General features: G+C 62.0%; 26 protein-coding genes, 1 tRNA gene and 1 pseudogene. 18 read left to right on the forward strand and 10 right to left on the reverse strand.

The window, feature by feature from the left end; genetic code table 11:
- The 5 genes from NKI05_RS09505 (at position 1) to NKI05_RS09525 (ending at position 5931) form a co-directional block, all read left to right on the forward strand.
- Positions 1-978: a quinone oxidoreductase family protein gene (locus NKI05_RS09505; RefSeq protein WP_352792336.1), complete on the forward strand. Its 978-nt coding sequence runs from the start codon at positions 1-3 to the stop codon at positions 976-978.
- Between the two features lie 216 nt (positions 979-1194).
- Complete coding sequence (locus NKI05_RS09510; RefSeq protein ID WP_023682524.1) at positions 1195-2772, forward strand: ABC transporter ATP-binding protein; 1578 nt, start codon at positions 1195-1197, stop codon at positions 2770-2772.
- Complete coding sequence (locus NKI05_RS09515; protein ID WP_031193354.1) at positions 2769-3893, forward strand: ABC transporter permease; 1125 nt, start codon at positions 2769-2771, stop codon at positions 3891-3893. Before NKI05_RS09510 ends, NKI05_RS09515 begins: the two co-directional genes overlap by 4 nt.
- Complete coding sequence (locus tag NKI05_RS09520) at positions 3893-4813, forward strand: ABC transporter permease (RefSeq protein WP_023682526.1); 921 nt, start codon at positions 3893-3895, stop codon at positions 4811-4813. Before NKI05_RS09515 ends, NKI05_RS09520 begins: the two co-directional genes overlap by 1 nt.
- Before the next feature lie 50 nt (positions 4814-4863).
- Positions 4864-5931: a BMP family ABC transporter substrate-binding protein gene (locus NKI05_RS09525; protein ID WP_023682527.1), complete on the forward strand. Its 1068-nt coding sequence runs from the start codon at positions 4864-4866 to the stop codon at positions 5929-5931.
- A 139-nt stretch (positions 5932-6070) separates the two neighbouring features.
- On the opposite strand, the gene rimO is transcribed toward NKI05_RS09525, so the two are convergent.
- From rimO to NKI05_RS09555, 6 genes and pseudogenes are all read right to left on the reverse strand, one after another.
- Entirely contained in the window at positions 6071-7384 is a 1314-nt protein-coding gene (gene rimO / locus NKI05_RS09530; RefSeq protein ID WP_023691314.1) for a 30S ribosomal protein S12 methylthiotransferase RimO, read from the reverse strand.
- Positions 7385-7523: 139 nt separating this feature from the next.
- A complete protein-coding gene (locus tag NKI05_RS09535) occupies positions 7524-8183 on the reverse strand; it encodes a TerC family protein (protein ID WP_023668959.1) in 660 nt (219 codons plus the stop codon).
- Positions 8184-8445: 262 nt separating this feature from the next.
- Entirely contained in the window at positions 8446-8853 is a 408-nt protein-coding gene (locus NKI05_RS09540) for a DUF930 domain-containing protein (protein ID WP_032889884.1), read from the reverse strand.
- A 119-nt stretch (positions 8854-8972) separates the two neighbouring features.
- Positions 8973-9899 carry a glycosyltransferase family 2 protein gene (locus NKI05_RS09545; protein WP_023730594.1) on the reverse strand — a complete coding sequence of 309 codons (927 nt, stop codon included), beginning with the start codon at positions 9897-9899 and terminating at the stop codon, positions 8973-8975.
- The gene (locus NKI05_RS09550; protein WP_352792338.1) at positions 9900-11099 is read right to left on the reverse strand and encodes an FAD-dependent oxidoreductase; all 1200 of its coding nucleotides are present in this window, start codon (positions 11097-11099) and stop codon (positions 9900-9902) included.
- 64 nt (positions 11100-11163) lie between these two features.
- Positions 11164-11448 (reverse strand): annotated as a pseudogene (locus NKI05_RS09555) (sugar 3,4-ketoisomerase); the annotation flags it as partial.
- A 514-nt stretch (positions 11449-11962) separates the two neighbouring features.
- Here NKI05_RS09555 and NKI05_RS09560 point away from each other — a divergent pair.
- The gene (locus tag NKI05_RS09560) at positions 11963-12715 is read left to right on the forward strand and encodes a hypothetical protein (protein ID WP_348529830.1); all 753 of its coding nucleotides are present in this window, start codon (positions 11963-11965) and stop codon (positions 12713-12715) included.
- A gap of 347 nt (positions 12716-13062) precedes the next feature.
- Here the strand turns inward: NKI05_RS09560 and NKI05_RS09565 are convergent, their stop codons facing one another.
- Positions 13063-13254 carry a DUF3606 domain-containing protein gene (locus NKI05_RS09565; RefSeq protein ID WP_352638266.1) on the reverse strand — a complete coding sequence of 64 codons (192 nt, stop codon included), beginning with the start codon at positions 13252-13254 and terminating at the stop codon, positions 13063-13065.
- Between the two features lie 186 nt (positions 13255-13440).
- Between NKI05_RS09565 and NKI05_RS09570 the strand changes: the two genes are divergently transcribed.
- On the forward strand, positions 13441-13602 hold the full coding sequence (locus NKI05_RS09570) for a hypothetical protein (protein WP_023691300.1): 162 nt from the start codon (positions 13441-13443) through the stop codon (positions 13600-13602).
- 146 nt (positions 13603-13748) lie between these two features.
- Here NKI05_RS09570 and NKI05_RS09575 read toward each other — a convergent pair.
- Positions 13749-13838: transfer RNA gene (locus NKI05_RS09575), tRNA-Ser, on the reverse strand.
- Between the two features lie 210 nt (positions 13839-14048).
- Positions 14049-14528 (reverse strand): MgtC/SapB family protein, encoded by a 480-nt coding sequence (locus NKI05_RS09580; RefSeq protein WP_027050850.1) that lies wholly within the window; start codon positions 14526-14528, stop codon positions 14049-14051.
- Positions 14529-14823: 295 nt separating this feature from the next.
- On the opposite strand from NKI05_RS09580, the gene NKI05_RS09585 reads away from it, so the two are divergent.
- The 7 genes from NKI05_RS09585 (at position 14824) to NKI05_RS09615 (ending at position 22342) form a co-directional block, all read left to right on the forward strand.
- Positions 14824-16032, forward strand: coding sequence for a septal ring lytic transglycosylase RlpA family protein (locus NKI05_RS09585; RefSeq protein ID WP_352792339.1), 1209 nt, complete (start codon positions 14824-14826; stop codon positions 16030-16032).
- Between the two features lie 102 nt (positions 16033-16134).
- Complete coding sequence (locus NKI05_RS09590) at positions 16135-17301, forward strand: D-alanyl-D-alanine carboxypeptidase family protein (RefSeq protein ID WP_352792340.1); 1167 nt, start codon at positions 16135-16137, stop codon at positions 17299-17301.
- Positions 17302-17373: 72 nt separating this feature from the next.
- Positions 17374-18048, forward strand: coding sequence for a dTMP kinase (gene tmk, locus NKI05_RS09595; RefSeq protein ID WP_023668949.1), 675 nt, complete (start codon positions 17374-17376; stop codon positions 18046-18048).
- The gene (locus NKI05_RS09600) at positions 18045-19100 is read left to right on the forward strand and encodes a DNA polymerase III subunit delta' (RefSeq protein ID WP_023730621.1); all 1056 of its coding nucleotides are present in this window, start codon (positions 18045-18047) and stop codon (positions 19098-19100) included. Before tmk ends, NKI05_RS09600 begins: the two co-directional genes overlap by 4 nt.
- 90 nt (positions 19101-19190) lie before the next feature.
- Positions 19191-20741: a methionine--tRNA ligase gene (metG, locus tag NKI05_RS09605; protein ID WP_352792341.1), complete on the forward strand. Its 1551-nt coding sequence runs from the start codon at positions 19191-19193 to the stop codon at positions 20739-20741.
- A complete protein-coding gene (locus tag NKI05_RS09610; protein WP_023696113.1) occupies positions 20741-21529 on the forward strand; it encodes a TatD family hydrolase in 789 nt (262 codons plus the stop codon). The genes metG and NKI05_RS09610 overlap by 1 nt, the downstream gene beginning before the upstream one ends.
- A gap of 3 nt (positions 21530-21532) precedes the next feature.
- A complete protein-coding gene (locus NKI05_RS09615; protein WP_352792342.1) occupies positions 21533-22342 on the forward strand; it encodes an MBL fold metallo-hydrolase in 810 nt (269 codons plus the stop codon).
- A gap of 23 nt (positions 22343-22365) precedes the next feature.
- Here the strand turns inward: NKI05_RS09615 and NKI05_RS09620 are convergent, their stop codons facing one another.
- On the reverse strand, positions 22366-23127 hold the full coding sequence (locus NKI05_RS09620) for a GNAT family N-acetyltransferase (protein WP_352792343.1): 762 nt from the start codon (positions 23125-23127) through the stop codon (positions 22366-22368).
- Between the two features lie 171 nt (positions 23128-23298).
- On the opposite strand from NKI05_RS09620, the gene NKI05_RS09625 reads away from it, so the two are divergent.
- From NKI05_RS09625 to NKI05_RS09640, 4 genes are all read left to right on the forward strand, one after another.
- A complete protein-coding gene (locus tag NKI05_RS09625; protein ID WP_352792344.1) occupies positions 23299-23502 on the forward strand; it encodes a hypothetical protein in 204 nt (67 codons plus the stop codon).
- A gap of 16 nt (positions 23503-23518) precedes the next feature.
- Positions 23519-24235, forward strand: coding sequence for a hypothetical protein (locus tag NKI05_RS09630; protein ID WP_352792345.1), 717 nt, complete (start codon positions 23519-23521; stop codon positions 24233-24235).
- 105 nt (positions 24236-24340) lie between these two features.
- Positions 24341-26044 carry a hypothetical protein gene (locus tag NKI05_RS09635; protein ID WP_352792346.1) on the forward strand — a complete coding sequence of 568 codons (1704 nt, stop codon included), beginning with the start codon at positions 24341-24343 and terminating at the stop codon, positions 26042-26044.
- Positions 26045-26104: 60 nt separating this feature from the next.
- Complete coding sequence (locus NKI05_RS09640; protein ID WP_352792347.1) at positions 26105-26755, forward strand: hypothetical protein; 651 nt, start codon at positions 26105-26107, stop codon at positions 26753-26755.
- Positions 26756-26803 lie beyond the last annotated feature (48 nt).

Genomic DNA, 26803 nt, shown 5'->3' on the forward strand with positions numbered 1-26803 from the left:
ATGTCCAAAGCAGTCCGTATCCACGCCCATGGCGGTCCGGAAGTCCTGACCTATGAAGACGCCGATCCGGGACAACCCGGCGCCGGGCAGATCCTGGTCAGGCACACCGCGATCGGCCTCAATTTCATCGATGTCTATCACCGCATCGGCCTCTATCCGCCGCCCGGCGGCTTCCCGCTGATCCCGGGCGGCGAGGCGGCAGGTGTGGTTCTCGAGGTCGGTGCAGGCATCGACTGGCTGAAGCCGGGCGACCGCATCGCCTATGCCGTCAATGTCGGCGCCTATGCCGAACAGCGCATTGTCGCCGCCGACCGCGTGGTCAAGGTACCGGACCGCATCAGCGACGAACAGGCCGCCGGCATGATGCTTAAAGGCATGACGGCGGAGTATCTGTTGCGCCGGACCTTCAAGGTGAAGGCAGGCGACACCATCCTGTTTCATGCCGCCGCCGGCGGCGTCGGGCTGATCCTGGGACAATGGGCAAAACATCTCGGCGCCACCGTGATCGGCACGGCAAGCTCAACCGACAAGATCGAGCTCGCCAAGGCGCATGGCTTCGACCATGTCATCAACTACAAGGAGCAGGATTTCGTCGCCGGCGTCGCCGCCATCACCGGCGGCAAGAAATGTGACGTCGTCTACGATTCGGTCGGCAACGACACATTCCCGGCCTCGCTCGACTGTCTGAAGCCGCTCGGCATGTTCGTCTCTTTCGGTCAGTCCTCTGGACCGATCCCGCCATTTTCGATGTCGGTGCTGGCGCAGAAGGGCTCGCTGTTCGCTACCAGGCCGACGCTGTTCGTCTACAACGCCAAGCGTGAAGACCTCGAAATCTCCGCCGCGGCATTGTTCGATGTGGTGTTGAGCGGCGCGGTCGAGATCAAGATCAACCAGCGCTATGCGCTGAAGGACGCCGGCAAGGCGCAAGCCGATCTCGAAGGGCGCAAGACCACGGGTACGACAATACTGATCCCCTGACGGAGGTTTGCCTTCCTTTCAGTGCTTTGCCGCGGCGCCCAGGCACTGTTTGCACGAAAAACCGGTCGGTCGGTTTGTTGTGCGAAACGGGTCTATCTTTACCCCTTGAGTTTCCGCTGAAATTCTTGAAGCTCTTTCAAGGTGGGTGCTGCTTTCGCACGAGAGCGGCCAGCGCATACGATGTTGGCGGGAACACAGAACATGTCCGGGAACCGGATGGGAGGCACTGTGAGTGCAGATCATGATGGAGCGAACCTGCTTGAGGTTCGTGGCCTGACCAAGATATTCGGCACGCTGACGGCGTGCGATCATATCGACCTCAACATCGCCAAGGGCGAGATCCACGCGCTGCTTGGCGAAAACGGCGCCGGCAAGTCGACGCTGGTCAAGATGCTGTTCGGCTCGCTGGAGCCCAATTCCGGCGAGATATTCTGGAACGGGGAAGCGGTGCGGATCACCAGTCCGGGCATGGCGAAGAAGCTCGGCATCGGCATGGTGTTTCAGCACTTTTCGCTGTTCGAGGCGCTGACCGCAGCCGAGAATATCGCTCTGTCTCTGGATGACGGCTCACCGATCAGCTCGATCGCGGCCAAGGCGAGGGCGCTTTCCTTCAGCTATGGCCTGCCGCTCGATCCGGACTCGCTGGTCGGCGATCTCTCGGTCGGCGAACGCCAGCGCATCGAGATCATCCGCTGCCTGTTGCAGACGCCGCAGCTCATCATCCTCGACGAGCCGACCTCGGTGCTGACGCCGCAGGAAGCCGACAAGCTGTTCGAGACGCTGGAGCGCCTGCGCTCCGAGGGCAAATCCATCCTCTACATTTCGCACCGGCTGGAAGAGGTCAAACGCATTTGCGACCGCGCGACCGTGCTGCGTCACGGCAAGGTCGTCGGCCATTGCAATCCGCGCGAGGAAACGGCTTCGTCGCTGGCCCGCATGATGGTCGGCAACGAGGTGAAGGCCGTGGTGCGTGCGCCGGCCGAAGGCATCGAGACCGCGCAGCCGCTGCTCGAAATCCGCGCCCTCAGCCGCAAGCCGGCAACGCCGTTTTCGATTCCGCTGAAGAATATCAACCTCACTGTGCGCGCCGGCGAGGTGATCGGCATTGCCGGTGTCGCCGGCAACGGCCAGGGCGAGTTCTTCGAATCCGTCTCCGGCGAGGTGCTGCAGCAGGACGCCGCATCCGTGCGCATCCGCGGCAAGGATGCCGGCTCGCTCTCGATCACAGGCCGGCGGCTGATGGGCGCTGCCTTCGTGCCGGAAGAACGCCTCGGCCATGGCGCGGCGCCACGCATGAAGCTTTCGGAAAACCTGCTTCTGTCGCGGCACGCCACCGACGGCAAGGTTTTTGTCGGCGCCGGCGGCGCCGTCAAAAGCGGTGCGGTCTATGCCGCCGCCCAGCGCATCATCGTGGCGATGGATGTGCGCAAGAGCGCGCCCGATCCGGAAGCTGCGGCCCTTTCGGGCGGCAATTTGCAGAAATTCATCGTCGGTCGCGAACTCGACCGCAGCCCTGCCGTCATGGTCGTCAACCAGCCGACCTGGGGCGTCGACGCCGGTGCCGCCGCCCACATCCGCCAGGCGCTGATCGAACTGGCGCGCAGCGGCTCGGCAGTTCTGGTCATCAGCCAGGACCTCGATGAGCTGTTCGAGATTTCGGACGCGATCGCGGTCATGCACAATGGCGAATTGTCCAAACCGCTGCCGATCGCCGAGGCAACTTTCGAAAAGGTCGGTCTGTTGATGGGCGGCGCCGAGCCTGGCCACGCCGAACATGGTCTGGAGACGGCATGATGCGCCTCGAACTCGTCAAACGCCCGCAGCGCTCTATGCTCTTTTCGGCGCTGTCGCCCTTCATCGCCTTCGCCCTAACGATCATCGCCGGCGCGGTTCTGTTCGCGCTGCTCGGCGTCAACCCGCTGAGCGCATTTGAGATCTATTTCATCGAGCCGATCAGCCAGGTCTGGCAGCTGCATGAGCTGGCGATCAAGGCCGCGCCGTTGATCCTGATCGCGGTCGGCCTGTCGGTCTGTTACAAGGCCAACATCTGGAACATCGGCGCTGAGGGACAGTTCATCCTCGGCGGCATTTTCGGCTCGGCCATTCCGGTGCTGTTTCCCGGGTTCGAAGGCCCGCTGGTGCTGCCGCTGATGCTGTTGTTCGGCATGGTCGGCGGTGCCGCCTATGCAGCAATCCCGGCTCTCTTGAAGACGCGCTTCGGCACCAACGAAATCCTGACCAGCCTGATGCTGGTCTATGTCGCCCAGCTTTTCCTCGACTGGCTGGTGCGCGGCCCCTGGCGCGATCCACAGGGCCACGGTTTCCCGCAGACGATCCAGTTCAATGACTCGGCGGTCCTGCCGGAACTGATGCCGGATGCCGGCCGCGCCAATTGGGGTTTTGTCTTCGCGCTTGTTGCAGCCGTGCTGATCTGGGTGCTGATGAGCCGCCTGCTCAAGGGTTTTGAGGTCCGCGTGCTCGGCTCCAGCCCGAGGGCAGGGCGCTTCGCCGGTTTCGGCCTCAACCGCATGGTGTTCTTCGCCTTCCTGCTGTCAGGCGCGCTGGCTGGGCTTGCCGGCATTTCGGAAGTCTCCGGCGCCATCGGCCAGCTCCAGCCGGTGATCTCGCCCGGCTACGGCTTCACCGCCATTATTGTCGCGTTCCTCGGCCGGCTCAATCCGCTCGGCATTGTCGCCGCCGGCCTGGTGCTGGCGTTGACCTATCTCGGCGGCGAGGCGGTGCAGAGCGCGCTCGGCATTTCCGACAAAGTGGCACGCGTGTTCCAGGGCATGCTTTTGTTCTTCGTGCTCGGCTGCGACACGCTCATCCACTATCGCATCCGTCTGGTCGGCATGGCGCTGACGAAAAGCGCGGCGAAGCTTGAAGCCGCGCCGAAGTTGAAGGAAGCCCGCTGATGGACATCGCCGTCAACATCCTTTTGACCATCGCCACGGCGGCGACGCCGCTTTTAATAGCGGCCATCGGCGAACTGGTGGTCGAGCGCTCCGGCGTGCTCAACCTCGGCGTCGAAGGCATGATGATCATGGGCGCCGTCGGCGGCTTCGGAGCCGGCTATCTCACGGGATCGCCCTGGATGGGCCTGTTGGCGGCAATTGCCATGGGCGCGGTGTTCTCGCTGCTGTTTGCGGTGATGACGCTGTCGCTCGCCACCAATCAGGTGGCGACCGGCCTGTCGTTGACGCTGCTCGGCCTCGGCCTTTCCGGCATGATGGGGACCAGCTTCGTCGGCCAGCCCGGCGAGCGGCTGCCAAACCTCTACGTTCCGGTGCTCACCGACATTCCCGTGGTCGGCAGGCTGTTGTTCGGCCAGGACCCGATCTTCTACATCTCGATCGCGCTGACGGCGGCCGTCATGTGGTTCCTGTTCAAGACCCGCACCGGCCTCACTCTGCGCTCGATCGGCGACAGCCACACATCGGCGCATGCGCTCGGCATCAAGGTCATCCGCTACCGCTATCTCGCGGTCATCTTCGGCGGCGCCTGCGCCGGCCTTGCCGGCGGCCATCTGTCGCTGGTCTACACGCCGCAATGGGTGGAGAACATGAGCGCGGGCCGCGGCTGGATCGCGCTGGCGCTGGTCGTCTTCGCCTCCTGGCGGCCGTGGCGCGTGCTCGCCGGCGCCTACATCTTCGGCGCGGTGTGGATCGGCCAGCTTCATGCACAGGCATTTGGCATTCCGGTGCCTTCGCAGCTGCTTTCTTCTCTGCCCTATCTGGCAACCGTCGTGGTTCTCGTTCTAATCTCGCGCAACAAGCGTCTGACGATGATGAACACGCCGGCTTCCTTGGGGCAGCCATTCGTTCCGGATCGTTGACAACAAAAACAAACGGGAAGCTCCAAGGCTAAACTCAGAGAGGTAACACAATGAAAAAACTGCTTATTGCGTTGATGACCACGACCGCCGCCATGTCACTGGCGGCGTCCGCGCAGGCCGCCGACAAGTTGAAGGCATGCTGGGTCTACACCGGCCCGATCGGCGACTTCGGCTATTCCTACCAGCACGACCAGGGCCGCCTCGAGGTGGAAAAGGCGCTCGGCGACAAGGTCGAAACCGCCTATCTCGAGAACGTCTCGGAAGGTCCCGATGCCGACCGCGCTTTCGAGCGTCTGGCGCGCGAAGGCTGCAAGATCATCTTCGGCACCTCTTTCGGCTTCATGGACCCGGAAGTGAAGGTCGCCAAGAAGTTCCCCAAAGTGATGTTCGAGCACGCCACCGGCTACAAGACCGCTGACAATCTCGGCATCTACAATGCGCGCTTCTATGAAGGCCGCTATGTGCTCGGCCAGATCGCCGCCAAGGAATCGAAGGCAGGGGTCGCCGGCTATATCGTTTCCTTCCCGATCCCCGAAGTGGTGATGGGTATCAACTCCTTCATGCTCGGCGCGCAGTCGGTCAACCCGAACTTCAAGGCCAAGATCGTCTGGGTGAACTCCTGGTTCGATCCGGGCAAGGAAGCTGACGCGGCCAAGGCACTGTTCGATCAGGGCGCCGACATCATCGTTCAGCACACCGATTCCACCGCTGCCTTGCAGGTGGCGGAAGAGCGCAAGCTGCACGGCTTCGGCCAGTCCTCCGACATGATCAAGTTCGCGCCGAACGCGCAGCTGACCTCGCTGACGGACGAATGGGGGCCGTACTACATCAGCCGCGTTCAGGCAGCGCTCGACGGCACCTGGAAGCCGGACAATGTCTGGCTCGGCATCAAGGACGGCGCCGTCAAGCTGGCGCCCTTCACCAACATGCCGGACGATGTGAAGGCGATGGCCGAGGCAACCGCCAAGAAAATCGCAGATGGCTGGAACCCCTTCACCGGACCGGTCGCCAAGCAGGACGGCACGCCGTGGCTCAAGGACGGCGAAGTCGCCGACGACGGCACGCTGCTCGGCATGAACTTCTATGTGAAGGGCGTCGACGACAAGTTGCCGCAGTAAATATCGGAAACGCAAAGGAGAAGGGGCGCCGCGCGGCGCCCTTTTTCATTTCGCGGGCTGCACGCTTCGACTGCGAAACCGCGCCGAGGGCTGTGCCAAAAATCCGAGGGCGCCGGGAGGCGCCCTTTTTGGTAATTTTCTAAACCGCCGAGCCGTAAAGGTCGTAGGCGTCGGCGCGGTCGATCTTGACCGTGACGATGTCGCCTTGGCGCAGCGGGCGGCGCGACTGGATATGCACCGAACCGTCGATCTCGGGCGCGTCGTATTTTGTCCGGCCCTTGGCAGACGTGCCATGCGCCTCGTCGATCAGCACCGGCAGGCGCTTGCCGACCTTCTTGGCCAGCTGCGTCGCCGAGATCTTCTGCTGGCGCTGCATGAAGCGATGCCAGCGCGCTTCCTTGATCTCCTGCGGCACCTGTTCGAGGCCGAGATCGTTGGAGCGGGCGCCGCGGACCGGCTCGTATTTAAAGCAGCCGGCGCGATCGATCCTGGCCTCGTCCAGCCAGTCGAGTAGCATCTCGAAATCCTCGTCGGTCTCGCCGGGGAAACCGACGATGAAGGTCGAGCGTATCGCCAGATCCGGGCACACCTCGCGCCAGCCGCGAATGCGCTCCAGCGTCTTTTCGCCATGGGCTGGACGGCGCATGTTCTTCAGCACCTGCGGCGAGGCGTGCTGGAAGGGGATGTCCAGATAGGGAAGGATTTTTCCATCCGCCATTAGCGGGATGACATCGGCGACATGCGGGTAGGGGTAGACATAGTGCATGCGTACCCAGATGCCGAGCTTGCCCAGCTCCTCCGAAAGGTCGAGGAATTTCGCCCGCACTTCGCGGTCGCCGAACATCGACGTCTGGTACTTGATGTCGATGCCGTAGGCGCTGGTGTCCTGCGAGATGACCAGCAGTTCCTTGACGCCGGCCTTGGCCAGCTTCTCGGCCTCGCGCAGCACATCGGCCGCCGGGCGCGAGACGAGGTCGCCGCGCAGTGCCGGAATGATGCAGAAGGTGCAGCGGTTGTTGCAGCCTTCGGAAATCTTGAGATAGGCGTAGTGGCGCGGCGTCAGCTTGACGCCTTGCGGCGGCAGAAGGTCGATATAGGGATCGTGGCTGGGCGGCGCCGCCTCATGCACCGCGGCCATCACGCTCTCATAGGCCTGCGGGCCGGTGATGGCGAGGACGTTGGGGTGCTTCTCTCGTATGACGTCCGGCTCGGCGCCGAGGCAGCCGGTGACGATCACCCGGCCGTTTTCCGAAAGCGCCGAACCAATGGCGTTGAGCGATTCGTCGCGGGCCGAATCGAGAAAGCCGCAGGTGTTGACGACGACAAGGTCCGCGCCGTCATGCTTGCGCGCGATCTCATAGCCTTCGGCGCGCAGGCGCGTGATGATGCGCTCGGAATCCACAAGCGCCTTCGGGCATCCAAGGCTGACGAAACTGACGCGAGGCGCAGACATGAGAAACATTCCGGGTTTTTCGGGATCGGCGGCCAGTACCACACTTATTGCGGCATTGGTATGGGCAGCGGCTGCGGCGAACGCGACCACTGCCTCCGGCAGATACCCGTAGTATACAGAAGCTGTAGGACCGGCAGAGTCAGCTCACCACAGGACTGACATGCGGCCAGACCTCGACAACGCCGCGATAGACCATATCGATCGCGACGTAGAGAATGATCAGCAGGCCGACATAAGCGATCCAGCGGTGGCGGTGCAGCAGCTTGGCAATGAAGCTCGCGGCCAAGCCCATCAAGGCGATCGACAGCACCAGGCCTATGACAAGCACCGGAAAATGATCGCGCGCCGCACCGGCGACCGCCAGCACATTGTCCAGCGACATCGAAACATCGGCGACGACGATCTGCAGGGCCGCCTGGCCGAGCGTCTTGCGCGGCGCCTTGCCACCTACCGTTCTGTCGCTGTTGAGGTCGGAATCGGAGAGCGCCTCGGTCGCCTCGAACTCGTCGGCATGCGACGTCCGCAGCTCGCGCCACATCTTCCAGCACACCCACAACAAAAGGATGCCGCCGGCCAGCAGCAGGCCGACAATGGCAAGAAGCTTGACGGTGACGGCGGCAAACAGGATGCGCAGCACAGTCGCCGCCAACACGCCGATCAGGATGGCTTTCTTGCGCTGCTCGACCGGCAGGCCGGCGGCGGCAAGGCCGATGACGATGGCATTGTCGCCGGCAAGCACCAGATCGATGGCGATGACCTGGAGGAGGGCCGTCATGCTTGCAGCGCTGAAAATGTCCATCGACCGGAGCCCCTTGCTGTATCGGCGTGTTCGTCGTCGGATATGCCGACGCCCTAACGTGTATGGTTCCCGCGCGTCAAGAGACTGCCGGCGCAATTCCAGGAAAAGTGCGTAGCGGTTTTCCGTCCGGAATCATGCAAAAACAAAGAGTTAGAGTGGGTCAGCTGCTCTGTAAAAAGCTGAACCGCTCTAACGGCCGACGCTGAAAGCCACGGGAATAGGGAAGGTCGTTCTGCCAGAGAGAATTCTGGTCGCAGCGAATTCAGTCGTAGAGATTGTACTTCGCCCAGTCGGCTTCCGGAATCTCGTCGCCGATGCGGTAACGGAACTGCAGGACCTCCATATGGTCAGGCGCCGTCTCGCATTTGAACTTCAGCCGGTACCACTGCCCCTTGCTGCGGAAGGCAGCGCCCGGGCTGCGGATGGCATCGGCCTTCATTTCCGGCGTCGCGAAGGCGTAGGCGACGACGCGGTCTGCCTTGTACTTGTGGTCGTCATGGCTGATGCGGTCGAGCACTTCGGCGTCGCATCTCTGCTCCAGCCGGGTCTCCGGGTCGAGTTTCAGCAGGCCGGCGCGCAGGGCGGCGTCCATCGCGTGGGCGGGCCAGGCCAGCGTCACCGAGGCCAGCGCCGCAAGGAATAGTTTTTTCATGGGCGGGAGAACGACCATAACTCGCGTGAAAAATCAACCGGAGTGCCATTTTGGGGCAGCCGGATATGCGCGGAAATCGCCGTTGGCCGGGCAGGGTGTTTTGACGCAGCCGCTTTGATACGTCGCCGGCGCCATTCTTATTTGTCCGGGCTGCCATGCACCGATTGCCTGTTTCGCCGTCTTTGCGCTTCTCGCGATCGCGGCACCCACCGCCACGGCCGCAAGGCGATATAGACAGCGAGGAAGGCTCTTTGTGCAAGGCCGGCCTCGCTGTGCCAGACCTCCCTTATCCCCGCCGCCCGCAAGGCCCTTCGTTGGGTGCTGTTGCGGTCCCAGCGCCGGCTGATGCTGCCCGCCCGGTAGTATTTGTGGCAGAGCACTTGCGGCACGCGGACAAAGCCGCCGAGCAGCGACAGATGCAGAAGCCAGGTCCAGTCGGCGCTGAATTCGCCTTGGCTGTTGGGCTTGATCCCGCCGCTACGGTGGAACGCCCAGGCCCTGAATATCCCACGATTGGGAACCCACCATCCATGCGGCTGGCGCGCCATCGCCCGGCCACGCGCAAAACCGTCCTGCAAGCCCTCCAGCAGGTCGAACTTCCACGTGGCACTTTCGCCGCTGACTTCGATCACTTCGACGTCGCTGAACGACAGTACGGCCGCGGGATTGGCATCGAGCGCCCGCACCAGCGCCTCGATATAGGTTGGATCGATGACGTCGTCATGGAAGGCAAAGAACATCAATTCGCCGCTGGCATTGGCCATCAGATCGTTGGAGTTCTTCAGCCATCCCAGGTTTTTGTCCCGGCGCAGGATACAGACATCGTCGCGGCCGCCGGCGAAGGCTGAAACGATCTCGAATGTCGCGTCGGTCGAATTGTCCTCGCCGACCAGGATCTCGATATTGTCCCAGGTCTGCGCGGCGAGGCTGTCCAGCGTACGCGAAATGAATGCCGCCGAATTGTAGCACGGCACCAGCGCCGTGACCTTCGGCCGCCAGCCGGATCGAAGCTGGACTTGTTTCTGCGCTACCTGCTTCGCGCCGCCCTGTTCTGTCTCACCCATTCACTCGATCCCGCAGATTTGCCGCGCCAGCCTGTCGGCAAGCCACGGCGCCGTCGAATATTTACCTGTGTCGACCGAGATGTAGTTGCCCAGGCGGTTGACCCCGAATTGGTCGCGGCGATGGATCGTGGCTTTCGGGTCGCTGAGCGAACCACGCCCTTGCGCAAACACGAAGCCGCCGCGTACCTCAAGCTCCTCGGCATCGTCGAACATGCTGGAAACAACGGGCACCAACCGAGTGAGCGTGGCGCGAACGTCGCCGATGAACCGCTGTCGTGCGTCGGCATCGAGCGCTTGTGGCGTTTCGATCGACAATACGCCACTCTCCGCAAGCAACCCGCTCGGGTACCAGGAGAGATAGAAGTTGCGCCCGTCATAGTTTTTTATGTCGCCGAACGGGCCAAGGGCGACGACCGCGCACGGCACATCGACAGGCTGGCTGGTGCGGCCGAACAGGCAAAGCCTGTAGCGGTGCGACCATCCGGGAACCGGCTCGATGCCGGCCGTGCGGTCGACAGCCAGCCGCCCCTCCCAAAGGCAATTGACGACGATGTCGAACGCCTCACTTTTTTCGCCTGCGACCGCCACGCGCCATTTCCCGTCAATTCCGTCCACCGGCTGTGCCGACAGGACTTTGGCCGCCATTCGCAAGCTGGTGTTGGGTTCACTCCGAAGCACGGCGCAAAGCCGGTCGGCAACCCATCGCGTGTTGACGGATCGCTCCGGCACCTGGAAGCCGCCGACGATCTGGTCCGAGTTGGTGACATCGGCCAATTCAGTTTTGGAAAGCCGATTCGATCGCGCCGCCGATACGTCGGCAAGGTAGCTGGTGGCGTCAGCGTGGCTGCGCACCAATACATCTACACGTTCAAAGATCGCCCCCAGCGCCTCGACAGCGACGACCGAGTTGCGATGGACCAGATAAAGGTCTTCCGAAAAGGTCGTGTGCGCTTCCAGATTGCTTCCGATCAGCTCGGAAACAAGCCTGCCGAAACACAGTCCTCCCGAAAGCAGATGCCGGGCGGTCAGCAGCGAGGGATCGTTCCCGTAGAGATAGCCGAGATGAATCTTGCCCTCGTTCCAACGGCTGGCGCAGGCCATCGGCTCGCTCTCCTTGTCGAAGAGGGACACCGCGTAGCCTCTGCGGGCCATCATGAGAGCGAGGCTGGCGCCCATGATGCCGGCGCCGAGAATAGCCATTCTACCGCGAGGCGCTGTCATGTCCTGGCGCGCATCGCGGCCTCTCCTTTCCTGACGATTGTCATCAGGGATACGAGACGTAGTCTTTAGGGTCGTATTCGGTATCGCAGAAAACCAGCAAAGACGGGTTCTCGCCTTTATAGGTCTGCAGCGCCCAAACCGGGGCGTCGACCAGCACCGCGCGGTTCGATGCGGTGAGCGTCAGCCGTTCGATCCGTTCCTGGTAGCGAAATTCGATGCCGATCTCGCCCGACAGCTGCATCATCAATTGCCGGCCCGAGCCGTGTGCATGTCCCCCCCGCGACGTGCCGCGCGGCGCGGTGACGACGAACGCCCGCACGGCTTGGAATTGTAACCGCTGAACTCGATAGCGGTCAGCATTCCCCTGGGATCGCTATGTAACGAAGTGGGGATCTCGGTGACCTTGCCGCCAAAGAACGTTCGATGCTGCATAACGTAAGCCCGCCAGATGCCGGTCGAAATTTTACCTCAGACTAGCGCTTATATCAAAAGACAGGGAATACAACCACTTAGGCGGTGTTTGGGAACACTGCAGCGGATCGATGTCGAGCTCGGCCTCAGGCCGATAGGTGCCGACTACCGAAGGTCGCCGCGCCGTCACGACTTCTGAGTCGCGGCCGAAACCACGGCTTAAGACCTTGGTCTGAGCGGTCTAGGACCTTTGAGTTCGGAAGGCCGGCCGGTTCCAAGGAGGGTGATCTACTTCAGCAATTTCAAAGAGTTATGCTGGTTGGCGTTTCGCCGGCCGGCCGCTTCGTTGTCGCAATGAAAGCACATCTATATCTAAGTTTACCCTTTGTGTTAGCGATTCCTCATGTTGCCCGCTATAGCGGTTCGTGGCGGTGGCAATCTCGGAGGTAGTTATGACATCCCGAAAGACCCTTTTTGCTGCATTTGCGGTGTTCTCGCTTCTGGTGTCGCCGGCCCTGGCTGCTGCTGGTGGCAACGGCCATGGTAACGGCCATGGCAATGGTAACGGCAATGGCAATGGCAATAGCGGAGGAAACGGTAATGCTGGCGGCAATGGCGGAGGCGGCGGTTCGGTCGGCAAGTCGGCATCCGCCAAGGGCCAGGCCCCTAAGGGCCAGGTCGCCAAGGCCGCTACCCCTTCTGTGTCCAAGGAAAAGAATATCCATGCCAAGCTCGGCCGGTTGAACTCGCTGCAGCGCAACGCCAACGCCTTTATGCACTCCAAGAGCAAGAACTTCGCTGGCGTGCAGGCTTTTGTGACACAGTCGGCAATAGCCAAGAACGCTCAATCGGCGCTCGATGCCGCTAATCAGGCGGTTACCGACGCCAAAGCGGCGCTCGACGCGCTGAATGCGAAAGCGGCTGACCCGAATACCCTGCCCGAAGATGTCCCGACGCAGGCCGACCTCGATGCAGCACAGGCAGCGCTCGATGACGCCACCCAGGATGCGGCCGCTGCTCAGACCGCCGCCACAGCTGCCGCTGCCAACGTCCCATCGATCGATGCAGCCCTTGCCCAAATGGCCAACAAGCCCGTTGACCCTGAGGTGACAGATTGGGCCAATAGCGTACTTGCCGACAAGATCGACCAAGTAGCCGCCAAGCTGGCGCCGGCCGCGCCTTAAGGCCCCATGCGGCGGCAGCGATCCAATCGACGATAAGCCGTCGGGTCCGCCCGGCGGCTGCACCTTTCTCGCCTATCTGCAGCGTTGGTCCCAATGCAGGTCCGAGATTCTGGTCATGGCTATTTTGCGAAATCTCCAGCCGGGCCGCCGTCCTCAAGGCTGAATTCATGCGTGCTTCGCGCATCTTCATCGACCACACGAAACCAATGCTCCTGAAGCGCTCTAGGCGACACCCTTTGGCCCGTGACCTTCTCTACCGCAGATAACGGATCATCGGCGCTCGTGGCCTGAGTTGAGACACACTCCTCTCCATGCCACTCTTCCACCTGGTACTCTGGCATGCCGGCCTACCTACCGCTCCCCAGAGCCTTCGCTTCCCGCTCCAGCGTCTCGCGTCGGTTGCCGTGCTTCGCGATCGATTCCTTGACCTGCTGCGGGGTGATGCCGGCCTTGGTGGCGAAATACTCGACTTCATAATCCTCATCGGCAGAGACGCGGTCCCGATCGCGGAAGCCCGTCTTCGTTTTGTCGTCGGCCATTTGCTTTGCTCCTGGTTGAATGATCAACCGCAACGTGCAGCCGCAGCCTTTTGTTGCAGCGGAGCCCGGATTTCCGAAACGGTCACATGGGAAAACGGCCCTCAGTCGCAGGAGGTGCTGGTGTTGCTGTAACTTTGAACGGAACGGTTCTTCTCCTTGACGGTTGTGACGTGAAGGAGATGCCTCATGTTTGAAAGTGTGATGTGGTTGATCGTCGTTGCTGGTGGGCCACTGTTGCTGGCCCTATTGATGGCATACGTTCTTATGACCCGACGCCACCGTGGTCCTGCAGAACGCATGGAAAGCGACCGCGCGACCAAACGGCTCTATCGCCAGGACGAACGTTGATCCTGAGGCTGGCGCAACGTTTGCGCTCACGCTGGCCCGCTGCCTCGCGGTGGCAGGCTTCTTCGTTTTAGGAAGTTAGGAATAACTTAGGAAAGATTTGGCCCTCTTTGAAATACAGAGGCAATTCAGCACGGTAGCCAAATATCTGGCGGAGGGAGTGGGATTCGAACCCACGGTGGGCTTGCACCCACGCCGGTTTTCAAGACCGGTGCCTTAAACCGCTCGGCCATCCCTCCAACGTGACTTTTCAATCATCTAGGAACATCAACCGACCCAGTGAACGACAGTTGGTATCGAATGATACCTATCCTTCCGGACCAGCTTGCGGTTCATTTCTCTAGAGCGTTGCCCATCGCCAAGTCAACCATCGGCGCTGCCATGGATAATAGGGGGTGGCGTTCGTTACCCGAACGGAGCTGCGAACCCGTTTTCGAAGGAGCCGGGATCTAATTGCGATCCTTGCTGCCGACCTGCACAAGTTGCAGAAGACCCAGCACGACAAGTGCGAGCAAGGTAGCCAAAGCCGCGATCTGCCAGAACCCGAGCCCAACCGCCAGGCCTATGGCGCCTGCCAGCCACATGCCCGCCCCAGTGGTAAGCCCTTGAACCTCGCCCTTGGAGAAGAAGATCAGGCCGGCGGCCAGAAATGCCACGCCGGCAGTCGTGGCTTCGATCAAGCGGATAGGATCAATGGCGATTTCCTGACCATCGAAGACGTGAAGGTGAGTAATCTCGATCGTGAGGATGGCAATTAGAGCCGTCGCAACACAGACGAGGATGTGTGTCCTCAATCCGGCCGGCCGGTTGCGCCATTCGCGTTCGATCCCAACGATGGAGCCAAGGACGGCCGCGAGTAAAAGCCTGGCTGATATTACGGAAAAGGGCAGCCACGTCTGTTGCCCGAAACGTTCAATGAATTCATCCATGAGGCGCAGAACGTATCTCGGGTCGGTCGGTTCCAGGCAGCCGCGCTTCGTGCCATAGATTCACATTCAGGCTCCAAGGGCCTGGGCTAGGTCTCGGATGCCTCTCCACAGGCCCGACCGACCCAAGAACTCCGCCACATTCCTGCCCGGTTCCGGACACAATCGATTAATACGCTGATAAACAATTCCTGCGCACAAGGGATGGGGATTGGCGCGTCGCAGGCATTGCTCATCTGGCTCCGCCGAAATTCTAGAAGCGGCGCCTGTGTCGAGACGGTAGGGGACATCGGAAAACATGCAGACCACGACGCATCGGCGTCTTCGTCGCGCTCCTGCTTTGGTGTTGTGCGCTCTTTCGGCTGCGTTGCTGGCCGCGTGCGCGTCGCCGCAGTCCGAGCCGAAAGCCATGGTCTACAAGAAGCCTCGCTCGAAGGAATATTTTGCCGAGACCGAATACGGCGTGAAGGCCAGCCCGCGCGTTCAGTACATGCGGCGCGGCGGCGGCCGCGACCAGTTGGGCAAGCCCTATCAGGTGCGCGGCAAGTGGTATTACCCCAAGGAAGACAAGCGCTACGCCAAGGTCGGTCTCGCCTCCTGGTATGGCGATGCCTTCCACGGCCGGCTGACTGCCAATGGCGAAGTCTACGACATGACCCATCTGACGGCGGCGCATCCGACCATGCCGCTGCCAAGCTACGCCCGTGTCACCAACACCGAGACCGGAAGCTCGGTCATCGTGCGCGTCAACGACCGCGGTCCCTATCATGAGGGACGCATCATCGATGTCTCGGAACGCGCCGCGCAAATGCTCGACTATGCCAAGGTCGGCACGGCCAGGGTCAAAGTGGAATACATCGGCCGCGCACCGCTCGACGGCGACGACGACCAATATCTGGTCGCCTCCTACCGCCCGGGCAACAACCGCCCGGACCCGTCCGATGGCTTGCCGACCGGCGTCATGGTGGCGATGAACGGACCTTCGCCGAGCCTATCTGTTGGCGCACCCCCCGCCGCAGTGCCGTTTCCTGGTCAGTTGACGAATTCCGACACACAGCCAGTGATGTCGATGCAGGCACCGGCCTCAAGCGATGTGACGCTGCCTGAATTCGGGCCGATCGTGCGTCAGCGCCCGGAATCGCCCTTTGCCGTGGCTTCGCTCTCCTATGCGGATGAGCGCGTACAGCGCGCCGACGTCTTTGCAGCGCTTGACGACCAGGGCATGTCGCCAGCCGACATCCTGCAATCGTGGAAGAAATCCAACCCGCAGGCATCGCCTGCCGTTTCCGACTACGTCGCCGCCGGATCCTTCGACGATGCTGCCGAGGCAAAGCGGGTGGCTGCGGCTCTCGAACCGTTCGGCAGGACCGAAATCCAGAGCACCGAACGCGACGGCAATGACTGGTACGCGGTCAATCTCTATCCGGATGGCCATGGCAATGTCGACGACCTCTTGCGCGCGGCATGGTCGCATGGCGCGCCGGACGCGCTGGCTGTGCGCAACTGACCAACAAAGGCACGCCGGTTTTGTCATTGCGCGGTTGATCCGCCGGGAAGAAGCCTGATAGCGTTGCGGCAAGTTTCTGCCGGCTAACAGTCGAGCCTCTTCATGCGATTTCGCCTTTTCCACCCTTTTGCCGGGCTTTTTGGCCTTGGCTTCTTGCTTGCCGCGCTGGTTCCGGCCAACGCGCAGCTTTTCGAGACCAAGGCGACGCAGGCTTTCATGATCGATGCCGAAACCGGCACGGTGCTGTTTTCCAAGGATGCCGACCAACCGATCCCGCCGGCCTCGATGGCCAAGCTGATGACGATGGAGATGGTCTTCAACGCCATCAAGTCGAAGCGCATGAGCCTCGACGACACCTTCGTGGTTTCGGAAAATGCCTGGCGCAAGGGCGGTGCGCCTTCGGGAACGTCGACCATGTTTGCCAAGCTCAAATCGGCGATCCGGGTCGAGGATCTGATCCAGGGGGTCACCATACAGGCCGCCAATGACGGCTGCATGGTGCTGGCCGAAGGCATGGCCGGTTCGGAAGAGAATTTCGCGGCGCAGATGAACGATCGCGCCCGCCAGATCGGGCTCGCGAAATCGACATTCGTCAATTCGACTGGCCTGCCGGCCGACGGCCAGCAGACGACGGTGCGCGAACTGGCGCAGCTTGGCCTGCATATATGGCGCGAATATCCGGATCTCTATCTCTATTACGGCCGGGCCGATTTCACCTGGAACAAGATCTCGCAAAAGAACCGCAACCCGTTGCTGGCCATGGGCATCGGTGCCGATGGGCTGGCGGTCGGGTCGAGTGAGGCGGGCGGTTTCGGCATCGTCGGCTCGGTCAGCCATGACGGGACCAGGGTGTTCGCGGCGATGAGCGGATTGGCCAATGACCGCGAGCGCGCCGAGGAAGCGCGCAAGCTGCTCGAATGGGGCGTCCGCTCCTTCGAGAAGACCGAGATTTTCGCCAGCAACGAAGTGGTCGGCGAGGCCCAGGTGTTCGGCGGCGCCAAATCCAGCGTAGCGCTGAAGGCAAAGGCGCAGATCGACGTCCTGCTGCCGATCGCCAACCGCGACAAGCTGACCGCCAGGATCGTCTATCAGGGGCCGGTATCGGCGCCGGTGGAGGAGGGGCAACCCGTCGGCGCGCTGCGCGTCTGGATCGGCGACACGCTGAGCCAGGAAACGCCGCTTTTCGCCGCCGAATCGGTCGGCGTCGGCACGTTGCCGCAACGCGCGTTTGATGCCGCCAGGGAACTGGCCGTAGGCTGGCTGCGTTGAGTTCCTGCGGCGTGGACCTTTTCTCAGGCGCGGACTAAGACACCAGCGCAAAGCAGGACAAAGGCCTTTCGATTGGCAAGCGGATTTTTCATCACCTTCGAAGGCGGCGAGGGCGCCGGCAAGTCGACGCAGATCGAACGGCTGGCCCAGAAGATGCGCGCCAAGAAATACGATGTCCTCCTCACCCGCGAACCCGGGGGGTCACCCGGCGCCGAGGCGGTCAGGCACGTGCTCCTGTCCGGCGCCGCCGAGCCTTTCGGGCCGAAGATGGAGGCGCTGCTGTTTGCCGCCGCACGCTCCGACCATGTCGAGCAGGTCATCCGGCCGGCGGTGGAGCGCGGCTCCATCGTGCTTTGCGACCGTTTCCTGGATTCGTCGCGCGTCTATCAGGGCGTCACCGGCGGCCTCGATCCGGCTTTCATGGAAGCTCTGGAGGAGGTCGCCATCAACGGCATGATGCCGGACATGACGCTGATCCTTGACATTGACCCCGCCGAGGGCTTGCGGCGCGCCGCCGCGCGGCGTGGCGCCGAGGACGGTCCGGACCGCTTCGAAAAGGAGACGCTGGACATCCACCAGCGCCGCCGTGACGCCTTCCTGGCGATCGCAGCCGCCGAGCCGGACCGCTGCATCGTGATCGACGCGTCGGCGCCTCCCGCTGCGGTGGAGGATGTCATCACCGCGGTGGTGTTCGCCGCACTTGAGGCGAGGGCGCCCGCGCGCAACCGACAGGCGGCGCCCGCATGATCTTCGAACGCATCGCTCCCGAGCAGCACGACACACTGGACGGTGTACCGGAGCCGTCCGAGACGCTGCGCCTGGTCGGCCATGAGCAGGCGGCCGCGATGCTCGCTGCCGCCTATCGCTCGGGAAAACTGCCGCATGCGTTGATCTTTGCCGGGCCGGTCGGCATCGGCAAGGCGACGCTTGCCTTTCACCTGGCGCACCATCTGTTGAAGCATCCGGCCTTCGACCAGGCGCCGGATGTGTTTGCCGTTCCCGATCCGGCCTCACCGCTGTTTCGCCAGATCGCCACAGGGGCGCATCCCGGCGTGCTGCATCTGACCAGGCCGCTGAACGACAAGACCAAGAGCTTCAAGACGGTCGTCACCGTCGACGAGATCCGCAAGGTCAACCGCTTCCTGTCGCTGACCTCGCATGACGGCAGCTACCGGGTGGTGATTGTCGATCCGGCCGACGACATGAACACCAACGCCGCCAATGCCTTGCTGAAGAACCTTGAGGAGCCGCCGAGCCGCACGCTGTTCATCCTCATCGTGCATGCGCCGGGCAGCCTTTTGCCGACCATCCGCTCGCGCTGCCAGATGGTGCGGCTGACGCCGCTCGATGCCGGCAGCCTGATGAGCGTTCTGGAAACCGTCGAGCCGCCGCCACCTTCCGATCCTGCCGCGCGCGCGGCATTGGCGGAACGGGCAGGGGGCAGCGCCCGCAATGCGATCCTTCTGACCCAATATGGCGGGCTGGAGATTGCCGGCACGCTCGACGCCCTGGTCACGTCGGGCAAGAGCGACATCGCCGGCGCCTATCGCCTTGCCGAGGCCGTCGCCGGCCGCGACCAGGCGATCCAGTTCGACATCTTCAACCGCCGCGCGCTCGATCTGCTCTCCACCGGCGCCAGTGAAGCCGCGCTGGCTGGGGATCTCGCGCGGGCGAAAACGCTGTCCGACACTTGGCACGAGGCGCTGAACGCCATATCTGAGACCGATACCTACAATCTTGACAAGAAGCAGCACGCCTTGACCATGATCGACCGCCTGAATTCCGCAATGCGAATGTGACCGGTTTCGGCATTGGGGCGGGATGGCAATCGCCGTCTCGATGCGATATCCACCGCTCACATTCATTCGGCCATTCATGACGGTTAATTCATGTCACGCGACACATTCTACATCACGACACCAATTTTCTATCCGAACGGCAAGCCGCATATCGGCCACGCCTATACGGTCATCGCGACCGACGCGCTGGCCCGCTTCCAGCGCCTGGACGGCAAGGACGTGCTCTTCCTCACCGGCACTGACGAACACGGCCTCAAGATGCAGCAGACGGCCGAGAAGGAAGGCATAACGCCACTCGCGCTTGCCGACCGCAACTCGGCGATCTTCCGTTCGATGACAGAGGTCCTGGGCGGCTCGAATGATGATTACATCCGCACGACGGAACCACGCCACTACGAGTCGTGCCAGGCGATCTGGAAGGCGATGGCGGCCAATGGCGACATCTATCTCGACCGCTACAGTGGCTGGTATTCGGTCCGCCAGGAAGCCTATTTCGAAGAGAGCGAAACCACGCTCGGCGACGACGGCGTGCGCCGCGAGCCGCTTGGCTCGCCGGTCGAATGGAATGAGGAGGAAAGCTACTTCTTCAGGCTTTCCGCCTATCAGGACAAATTGCTTGCGCTGTACGAAAGCCAGCCCGATTTCGTCGGTCCGGCCGAGCGCCGAAATGAGGTGATGAGCTTCGTCAGGTCCGGCCTCAAGGACATCTCGGTCTCGCGCACGACCTTCAATTGGGGCGTGCCGGTGCCGGGCGACGACAAGCATGTGATGTATGTCTGGGTCGATGCCCTGACCAACTACATCACCGCTGCCGGCTATCCCGACACCAAGGCCGAGCAATGGCGCTACTGGCCGGCCACGCACATTATCGGCAAGGACATCGTCCGCTTCCATGCCGTCTACTGGCCGGCTTTCCTGATGTCGGCCGGCATCGAACTGCCGAAGCGCGTCTTCGCGCATGGCTTCCTGTTCAACCGCGGCGAGAAAATGTCGAAGTCGGTCGGCAATGTCGTAGACCCCTTCACCATAGTCGAGCATTACGGCCTCGACCAGGTGCGCTATTTCTTCTTGCGTGAGGTGCCATTCGGCCAGGACGGCAGCTACAGCCATGACGCGATCGTCAACCGCACAAATGCCGATCTCGCCAACGGTCTCGGCAATCTGGCGCAGCGCTCGCTGTCGATGATCGCCAAGAACTGCGGCGGCGTGGTGCCGCATCGCGGCGAGCTGACCGAAGCCGACAGCGCGATCCTCGACCAGGCGGTGGAAGCGCTGGGTACCGCGCGCCAGGCGATGGCGGAACAGGGCATCCATCTCGCGTTGGCGGCGATCTTCGGCGTTGTGGCGGAAGCGGATCGCTACTTCGCCTCGCAGGCGCCCTGGGCGCTGAAGAAGACCGATCCGGCGCGCATGGAAACAGTGCTGTGGACGACCGCCGAACTGGTGCGGCGCGTGGCATTGCTGTGCCAGCCCTACATTCCGGGGTCGGCCGGCAAGCTGCTGGACCTGCTGGCGGTGCCGGCGGACAAGCGTGACTTCGCGCATGTCCATGCCGACTATGCGCTGGTGCCCGGCACGGCGCTGCCCGCGCCGGAGGGCGTGTTTCCGCGTTATGTCGAAAACCCTGAGGCGAGCGCCTGATGCTCGTCGACAGCCATTGCCATCTCGACTTTCCGGATTTCACCGAGGAGCGGGCGGCCATCGTCGCCCGCGCCAAGGCTGCCGGTATAGGTCACATGGTGACCATCTCGACACGCGTGAAGCGGTTTGCGCAAGTGCTTGAGATTGCCGAGAGTTTCGACGAAATCTATTGCTCGGTCGGCACTCATCCTCACAATGCCGGCGAAGAGCTGGATGTGACGGCTGAGGACCTTGTGCGCCTGTCCGCGCACCCGAAGGTGGTGGCGATCGGCGAGGCCGGGCTCGACTATTTTTACGACAAGGCGCCACGCGATGCGCAGGCGCAGGGCTTTCGCACTCACATAGCGGCCGCGCGCGAGACCGGCTTGCCGCTGGTGATCCATTCGCGCGATGCCGATGACGACATGGCTGCCATCCTCGAAGACGAAACAGGGAAGGGCGCCTTCCCCTTCATCCTGCATTGTTTTTCGTCGGGGCGACGGCTGGCAGAGGTCGGCGTGGCGCTTGGTGGCTATGTGTCCTTCTCGGGCATACTGACTTTCAAGAACTCCGCCGATTTACGCGCCATCGCAGCCGATGTGCCGCATGACCGGCTGCTGGTCGAGACCGACGCACCGTATCTGGCGCCGGTGCCGTTCCGCGGCAAACGCAACGAGCCGGCCTATATCGCGCATACAGCCAAGGTGCTGGCGGAGACGGTCGGCGTTGGCGAAGCCGAGATCGCGACGCTGACGACGGCGAACTTCTTCCGGCTGTTCGGCAAGATGCCGCGGCCCGCCGGGCTCTGACGCATGAGCGACCGGCTGCGCCTCACCATCCTCGGCTGCGGCTCGTCACCTGGCACGCCGCGCATCACCGGCGATTGGGGCAATTGCGACCCGGCCAATCCGAAAAACCGGCGTACACGCTCAGCCGCGCTCCTCGAGCGGATAGCAGCCAACGGCGCCAGAACCACGGTCGTCATCGACACCGGGCCTGATTTCCGTGAGCAGATGCTGATGGCGGCGGTCCGGCGCATCGACGCCGTCGTCTATACGCATCCGCACGCCGACCACATCCACGGCATCGACGATCTGCGCGGCTACGTGCTGGAGCAGCGCCATTTGATCGATGTCCATGCCGACCAGCCGACCATGCTCAGGCTGCGCGAAGCGTTCGGCTATTGCTTCGAGACGCCGTTTGGCAGTTCCTATCCGCCGATCGTCAGGCCGCACATCATCGATCACGCAAGGGCGGTGACGATCGAAGGCGAGGGCGGTGCCCTCACCCTCGAGCCGCTGCCGCAGATCCATGGCGACATCATTTCGCTCGGCTTCCGCATCGGCGGGCTGGCCTACTGCCCCGATATAAGCGACTTCCCGGATGCCACCGCCGAGCGGCTGCGCGGCCTGGAAATGCTGGTCATCGATGCCTTGCAGTACCATACCCATCCCAGTCATCTGTCGCTCGGTCAGGCGCTTGGCTGGATTGAAAAACTGGCGCCGAAACAGGCCGTGCTGACGCATATGCATGTGCCGCTCGACTATGCCACGGTGAAGGCCGAGGTGCCGGCCAACGTCACTCCGGCCTATGACGGCATGGTGATCGAAATTCCTTTATGAGACAGCATGATACGAGCAGATCTTTATAAGGACGTTCGGTTCTTCGGCGCGAAGATCAGCAGCGTTCCAATCCGCTCATAGCCCATGCGGGGATAAAGCAGCGCTCCGGCACGCGTCGCCAACAGCATTGAGCACCGCGACCCATGCACTTTGTCGTCATGCAGCATTTTGGCCATCAGCGCCTGGCCGATGCCTCGACGCCGGTGCGAAGGCTCGACAAACATTGCCGAGCACCATGTGGCGCCGACGGCGTCTATGCTGCGCACACGCCCGACGATGGCGTCGCCATCGAGCGCCACATACTGGCGAAACGGCGCATCGTCGCCGAGTTGATCGTCTGGAAGTGGCCGCCTGCGTATGACCTTTCCCAGTTGTGCAGCGCGTTCAGCCGTCCTCACGCGTTCGATAGAGACGATTGCTGGCGGGTCTGGAATTTGGCGCAGCGACTGGACGAAAAAGCCTTCCGTCCGCAGCAGCCGGTAGCCGAGCGCCTTGTAGGCAGTTCGCGTCGGTTCGTCCGGGCCGTCATTCGCGATCACGACCGAAACGGCAAAGCTTGGCCGCGCATGCTGCCGCACGATGGCATCGGCTTCCTCGGCGGCGACGTCATGGACGATCCATTCTTCGCCACGGTAGTCGCGTGCATTCTTGCGCTCGGCATCGCGCATCAGCCACAAGGGTCCGACGCGGCTGGCCTCGTAGGGAAAGGAACGGCTCTTATCGGTACTGAAGCCGTGCACGAACACTTCGATCGCCGCTTCGATGTCACGCGTTGCTGTCGTCATCGACACAGCGTAGCGTTGGCCATCGGCTCAAGGCAACACGCGTCGATCATGCCAAACCCGTGAAAATCGCAGCAATTTCCAGCTTCAGTCTAATGCACAAGTTCCATAATCTATCTTATGCGACTAATTCATATTCCGAAGTGAGGCGAACCAAAACCGAAGGGAAAGCGAATGTACAAATCCGTACTTCTTCGCCATGTCCTGACGCCTTTGGTAACCCGGATCGGTACGGCTTTGGCCGCCTATCTGATCGCCAAGGGCATGGACGGCGACATGACCGACCAGATCGTAAACGGCCTCATCGCCGTTCTGCTGGTCGGCATCGATCTCTGCACCCGCTGGCTAACGCCAGACGTCGACAAGGAGGCGTCCTAAATTCATTGGGGCGCTCTTGGGTGCAGGCGCTTCCATCCTTGGGAGCCTGCTCGGTGGTAAGAAAGAAACCACAACTAGCCGGGTCAATTATCAGCAAATGGCTGATGATGCCTCGGCGGCTGGTTTCAACCCGCTAACTGCCATCCGCAACGGTGGCTCTGCCGGGTTCACGTCCACTACTTCACCCGGCAGCGGCGGCTTGTCCGCTGCTCTCTCTACTGCCGGGAATTTCCTGCAAAACTTTGACCCGTTCGCGGATGCGAAGCGTGAGCAGGAAAGCCGATATGTTGAGGCTCAAATCAACAATCTCAACGCGCAATCCGGCTCCTACAATCGGACGGCTTCCACGCCGTCCGGCCCGGTTCTGCGTCGGTCTGGCGCTGCGTCTCTCTCGATGCAGTCGCCCCCTACTCCCGGTAAAACTACGGTCACCAATCCGTTGCCGGGTCCGGGTGTCGTTGACAGCCGGTTGGTCGACGCCGACGCATGGGAGGCGCGTTATTCCGACCTCGGCGGCTGGGTTGGCGGCGCAATTAATGCCTTCGGCGATCTAAGCGAGAACATCGCTCGTCCGTTTGGCAAGACGCCCCTGACCGATGCCTGGGAGGCCGTTAATCGGCCCTTCCGCGCTGGGAAGAAAGTTCCTCTGTCTGGCAACATGCCAGCCGGGAACGATTTCCAGCTGCCGCCCATGTGGCCGACTTATGGGGCTGGACCCCTCGGCGGCTACTGATGCCGTGCGCCGCCTGCGCACGGCGGCGCAAGGCCGTGGCCCGGACGCTCCGGGCAATCTCAAACACTGCAACGCGCGTAACGCGCTCTTTGAAAGGTCGTAAAAATGGATACGCCAAAAAACGGTGAGATCGCCCACGGCTCCGGTGACATGCTGCGCATGAACCGGATGCTGACCACGCCAATCATGGTCAACCGCTCTAACCGCGTCCACACGGCGCGGGGCATCACCTCCCTGCCCGCTGGCAAATGTGTGCCTATCGCGGCCGTGCCGCTTCTCCGTGAGGACGCTGTCCGCTCTGGGCGGCTGCGCTTCACCTTCGAAATGATGGAGACGGCCGAAATTCTCATGAATGCCGTGTACGTCTCGGTGAAAGCCTACCTCGTCCCTTGGTCTGCGTTTACACGCTTCGACTCTGTCGATGCGGTAAACCGCGCTTATGACGGGACCGAGCAATATACGGCTGGCCCGGTCCAGCCCTTTGTGCAGCGTGAGACGCACAATTCGGTCACGCCGGACGACATCAAGACCTATCTCGGCTTGCATGCCAAAACCGGCGACATAACCACCCTCGCCTATCACGAGGCCTATAACGAAATCTGGAACTTTCGTGCCAAGAACCGTTCGCCGGGTCTGCCTACGCGTGCACTCACTGACAAGAGCTTGGCTCCCGCCTTCTGGCGTCATGAGCAGTTCAAGCACGTGGTGCCGGACTTCGATCAGGCTCTAAACGACGGAAACGTCGCGCTGAACGTGGTCAACACGCAGCTGCCTGTGAAGGGCATCGGCTATCAGGCCGCAGGCGCTACGGCGCCGCAGGCCTCGGTCAACGTTCGTGAAACTGGCGGCGGCGCCGCTACCTACAACCCGAGCATGAACTCGGGCAACACAACCGGTCTGATTTACAAGCTGACCGGCACAACCAACTTGAACGCCGCTCCGGCGATCTACGCCGAAATGCAGGCGAACGGGATTACCGTCTCGCTGGCCAACATCGAAATGGCCAAGCAGACGCAGGCCTTCGCCAAGCTCCGCACGCAGTACAACGAACTGGACGATCAGTATCTGATCAACATGCTCATGGATGGCCTCACCATCCCCGAGCAGGCCTTGCGCCAGCCGATGCTACTCGGTGAGCAGACGACGATTTTCGGCATGTCCAAGCGCTATGCGTCGGACGCTGCCAATCTTACCGAAAGCGTCGTCAACGGGGCCACTCAGGTCGATATGTCGATCCAGACCCCGCAAGTTCCGGTCGGTGGCATCATTATGATCATCGCCGAAATCACGCCGGAACAGATGTTCGAGCGTCAGGCCGATCCGCTGTATCACTATCCGCTGGTCGCCGGTGCGAACCAGCACACTGGCGGGGCTTTCCCGCACTACCTCCGCGACACTCTCGACCCTGAAAAGATCGAGGCGGTGCCAAACCGCTACGTGGATGTGGCGCACACTGTGCCTGCTGGCACGTTCGGCTACGCACCGCTCAACTACCGGTGGAACGTCATGCAGCCGCGTATCGGCGGCAAGTTCTGGAAGCCGACACCGGGCGGCGCGTTCGATGAAGATCGGCAGCGCCTGTGGGCGGTCGAAACGACTGACCCAACCCTCAACGCGGATTTCTACCTGTGCACCAATATGAACACCTCGGTGTTCGTGGTGACCAATCAGGATCCGTTCGAGGCCGTCACCCAGGGCGATTTTCTCATCGAGGGAAATACCGTCTTCGGGCCGCCGCTGGTCGAGAGCACGAACGACTACGCCACGGTTCTCTCGAAGATCGATCAGGTCCGGATCGTGAAGCCCTAACGGCATGGGGGCGTAAGCCCCCTGCCCTCCCCTTCAACAGTCAAATCAAAGGAACGTGAAATGAACGTGATCCGTATTTCCGATGTTGGCCGCTGGACGCGTCTCGACACCGGCAACAAGCTGACCTTCTCGCCGCATAAGGCTCGTACCATTCGGGTCGAGCTCCGCGCTTCGGCTCCGGTTTACTGGACTGTCGAGCGTGTCTCGGTCGATGGCGAAGTACTGCAAGACTTCCTCACTGTCACGCCTGTCGGCGTGTCCACGCTCGAGCTCGGCGTGGGCGTTGGCGACGTGTCTCTGATCCCCGACCTTGAGGCGGGCGGCGAACTTTTGTTCTCGTCGCCCGAATACGAAAAATTCGAACTGGTCGCGCCAAACGCGGGCGATAGCTTCCTGACGATTGCTCATCGTCGGGAGCGCAATCCCCAGGTCGAAATGATGGAGTTCCTCATGAACCAGAACATGCAAACCCGCATGGCTCAACTCGATGAGGAAATCACGCGCCGGCTCGCGGCGCTCCCAACAGAAAGGCAAGACGATGGCAACGGAGTTCATGAGCCAACGGCTCCGAAACGTGAAAAACTACCAAAAGACCCTGCAGGCAAAGCCGGCAAGGCAGCAGTTCCAGCGGACGGGTCGGGACAACAGTTACTTCCTGCCGACACCGGCAGCGGGCCGGACAATGAACCGGCTAGCGGCTCGGTCGAATAGGCCGGACAGTGGCCGCTGGTGACAGTGAAGGCGGCTCGGGCGTTCGCG

It is taken from the genome of Mesorhizobium sp. M0771 (genome assembly GCF_040320155.1).
Lineage (GTDB): Bacteria > Pseudomonadota > Alphaproteobacteria > Rhizobiales > Rhizobiaceae > Mesorhizobium.

What these genes read in the sequence shown, in the direction of transcription:
- NKI05_RS09505 (WP_352792336.1), top strand. Translation starts at nt 1, where the DNA reads ATGTCCAAAGCAGTCCGTATCCACGCCCATGGCGGTCCGGAAGTCCTG.
- NKI05_RS09510 (WP_023682524.1), top strand. Translation starts at nt 1,195, where the DNA reads ATGGGAGGCACTGTGAGTGCAGATCATGATGGAGCGAACCTGCTTGAG.
- NKI05_RS09515 (WP_031193354.1), top strand. Translation starts at nt 2,769, where the DNA reads ATGATGCGCCTCGAACTCGTCAAACGCCCGCAGCGCTCTATGCTCTTT.
- NKI05_RS09520 (WP_023682526.1), top strand. Translation starts at nt 3,893, where the DNA reads ATGGACATCGCCGTCAACATCCTTTTGACCATCGCCACGGCGGCGACG.
- NKI05_RS09525 (WP_023682527.1), top strand. Translation starts at nt 4,864, where the DNA reads ATGAAAAAACTGCTTATTGCGTTGATGACCACGACCGCCGCCATGTCA.
- rimO (WP_023691314.1), bottom strand. Translation starts at nt 7,384, where the DNA reads ATGTCTGCGCCTCGCGTCAGTTTCGTCAGCCTTGGATGCCCGAAGGCG.
- NKI05_RS09535 (WP_023668959.1), bottom strand. Translation starts at nt 8,183, where the DNA reads ATGGACATTTTCAGCGCTGCAAGCATGACGGCCCTCCTCCAGGTCATC.
- NKI05_RS09540 (WP_032889884.1), bottom strand. Translation starts at nt 8,853, where the DNA reads ATGGTCGTTCTCCCGCCCATGAAAAAACTATTCCTTGCGGCGCTGGCC.
- NKI05_RS09545 (WP_023730594.1), bottom strand. Translation starts at nt 9,899, where the DNA reads ATGGGTGAGACAGAACAGGGCGGCGCGAAGCAGGTAGCGCAGAAACAA.
- NKI05_RS09550 (WP_352792338.1), bottom strand. Translation starts at nt 11,099, where the DNA reads ATGGCTATTCTCGGCGCCGGCATCATGGGCGCCAGCCTCGCTCTCATG.
- NKI05_RS09565 (WP_352638266.1), bottom strand. Translation starts at nt 13,254, where the DNA reads ATGGCCGACGACAAAACGAAGACGGGCTTCCGCGATCGGGACCGCGTC.
- NKI05_RS09570 (WP_023691300.1), top strand. Translation starts at nt 13,441, where the DNA reads ATGTTTGAAAGTGTGATGTGGTTGATCGTCGTTGCTGGTGGGCCACTG.
- NKI05_RS09580 (WP_027050850.1), bottom strand. Translation starts at nt 14,528, where the DNA reads ATGGATGAATTCATTGAACGTTTCGGGCAACAGACGTGGCTGCCCTTT.
- NKI05_RS09585 (WP_352792339.1), top strand. Translation starts at nt 14,824, where the DNA reads ATGCAGACCACGACGCATCGGCGTCTTCGTCGCGCTCCTGCTTTGGTG.
- NKI05_RS09590 (WP_352792340.1), top strand. Translation starts at nt 16,135, where the DNA reads ATGCGATTTCGCCTTTTCCACCCTTTTGCCGGGCTTTTTGGCCTTGGC.
- NKI05_RS09600 (WP_023730621.1), top strand. Translation starts at nt 18,045, where the DNA reads ATGATCTTCGAACGCATCGCTCCCGAGCAGCACGACACACTGGACGGT.
- metG (WP_352792341.1), top strand. Translation starts at nt 19,191, where the DNA reads ATGTCACGCGACACATTCTACATCACGACACCAATTTTCTATCCGAAC.
- NKI05_RS09610 (WP_023696113.1), top strand. Translation starts at nt 20,741, where the DNA reads ATGCTCGTCGACAGCCATTGCCATCTCGACTTTCCGGATTTCACCGAG.
- NKI05_RS09615 (WP_352792342.1), top strand. Translation starts at nt 21,533, where the DNA reads ATGAGCGACCGGCTGCGCCTCACCATCCTCGGCTGCGGCTCGTCACCT.
- NKI05_RS09620 (WP_352792343.1), bottom strand. Translation starts at nt 23,127, where the DNA reads ATGACGACAGCAACGCGTGACATCGAAGCGGCGATCGAAGTGTTCGTG.
- NKI05_RS09625 (WP_352792344.1), top strand. Translation starts at nt 23,299, where the DNA reads ATGTACAAATCCGTACTTCTTCGCCATGTCCTGACGCCTTTGGTAACC.
- NKI05_RS09635 (WP_352792346.1), top strand. Translation starts at nt 24,341, where the DNA reads ATGGATACGCCAAAAAACGGTGAGATCGCCCACGGCTCCGGTGACATG.
- NKI05_RS09640 (WP_352792347.1), top strand. Translation starts at nt 26,105, where the DNA reads ATGAACGTGATCCGTATTTCCGATGTTGGCCGCTGGACGCGTCTCGAC.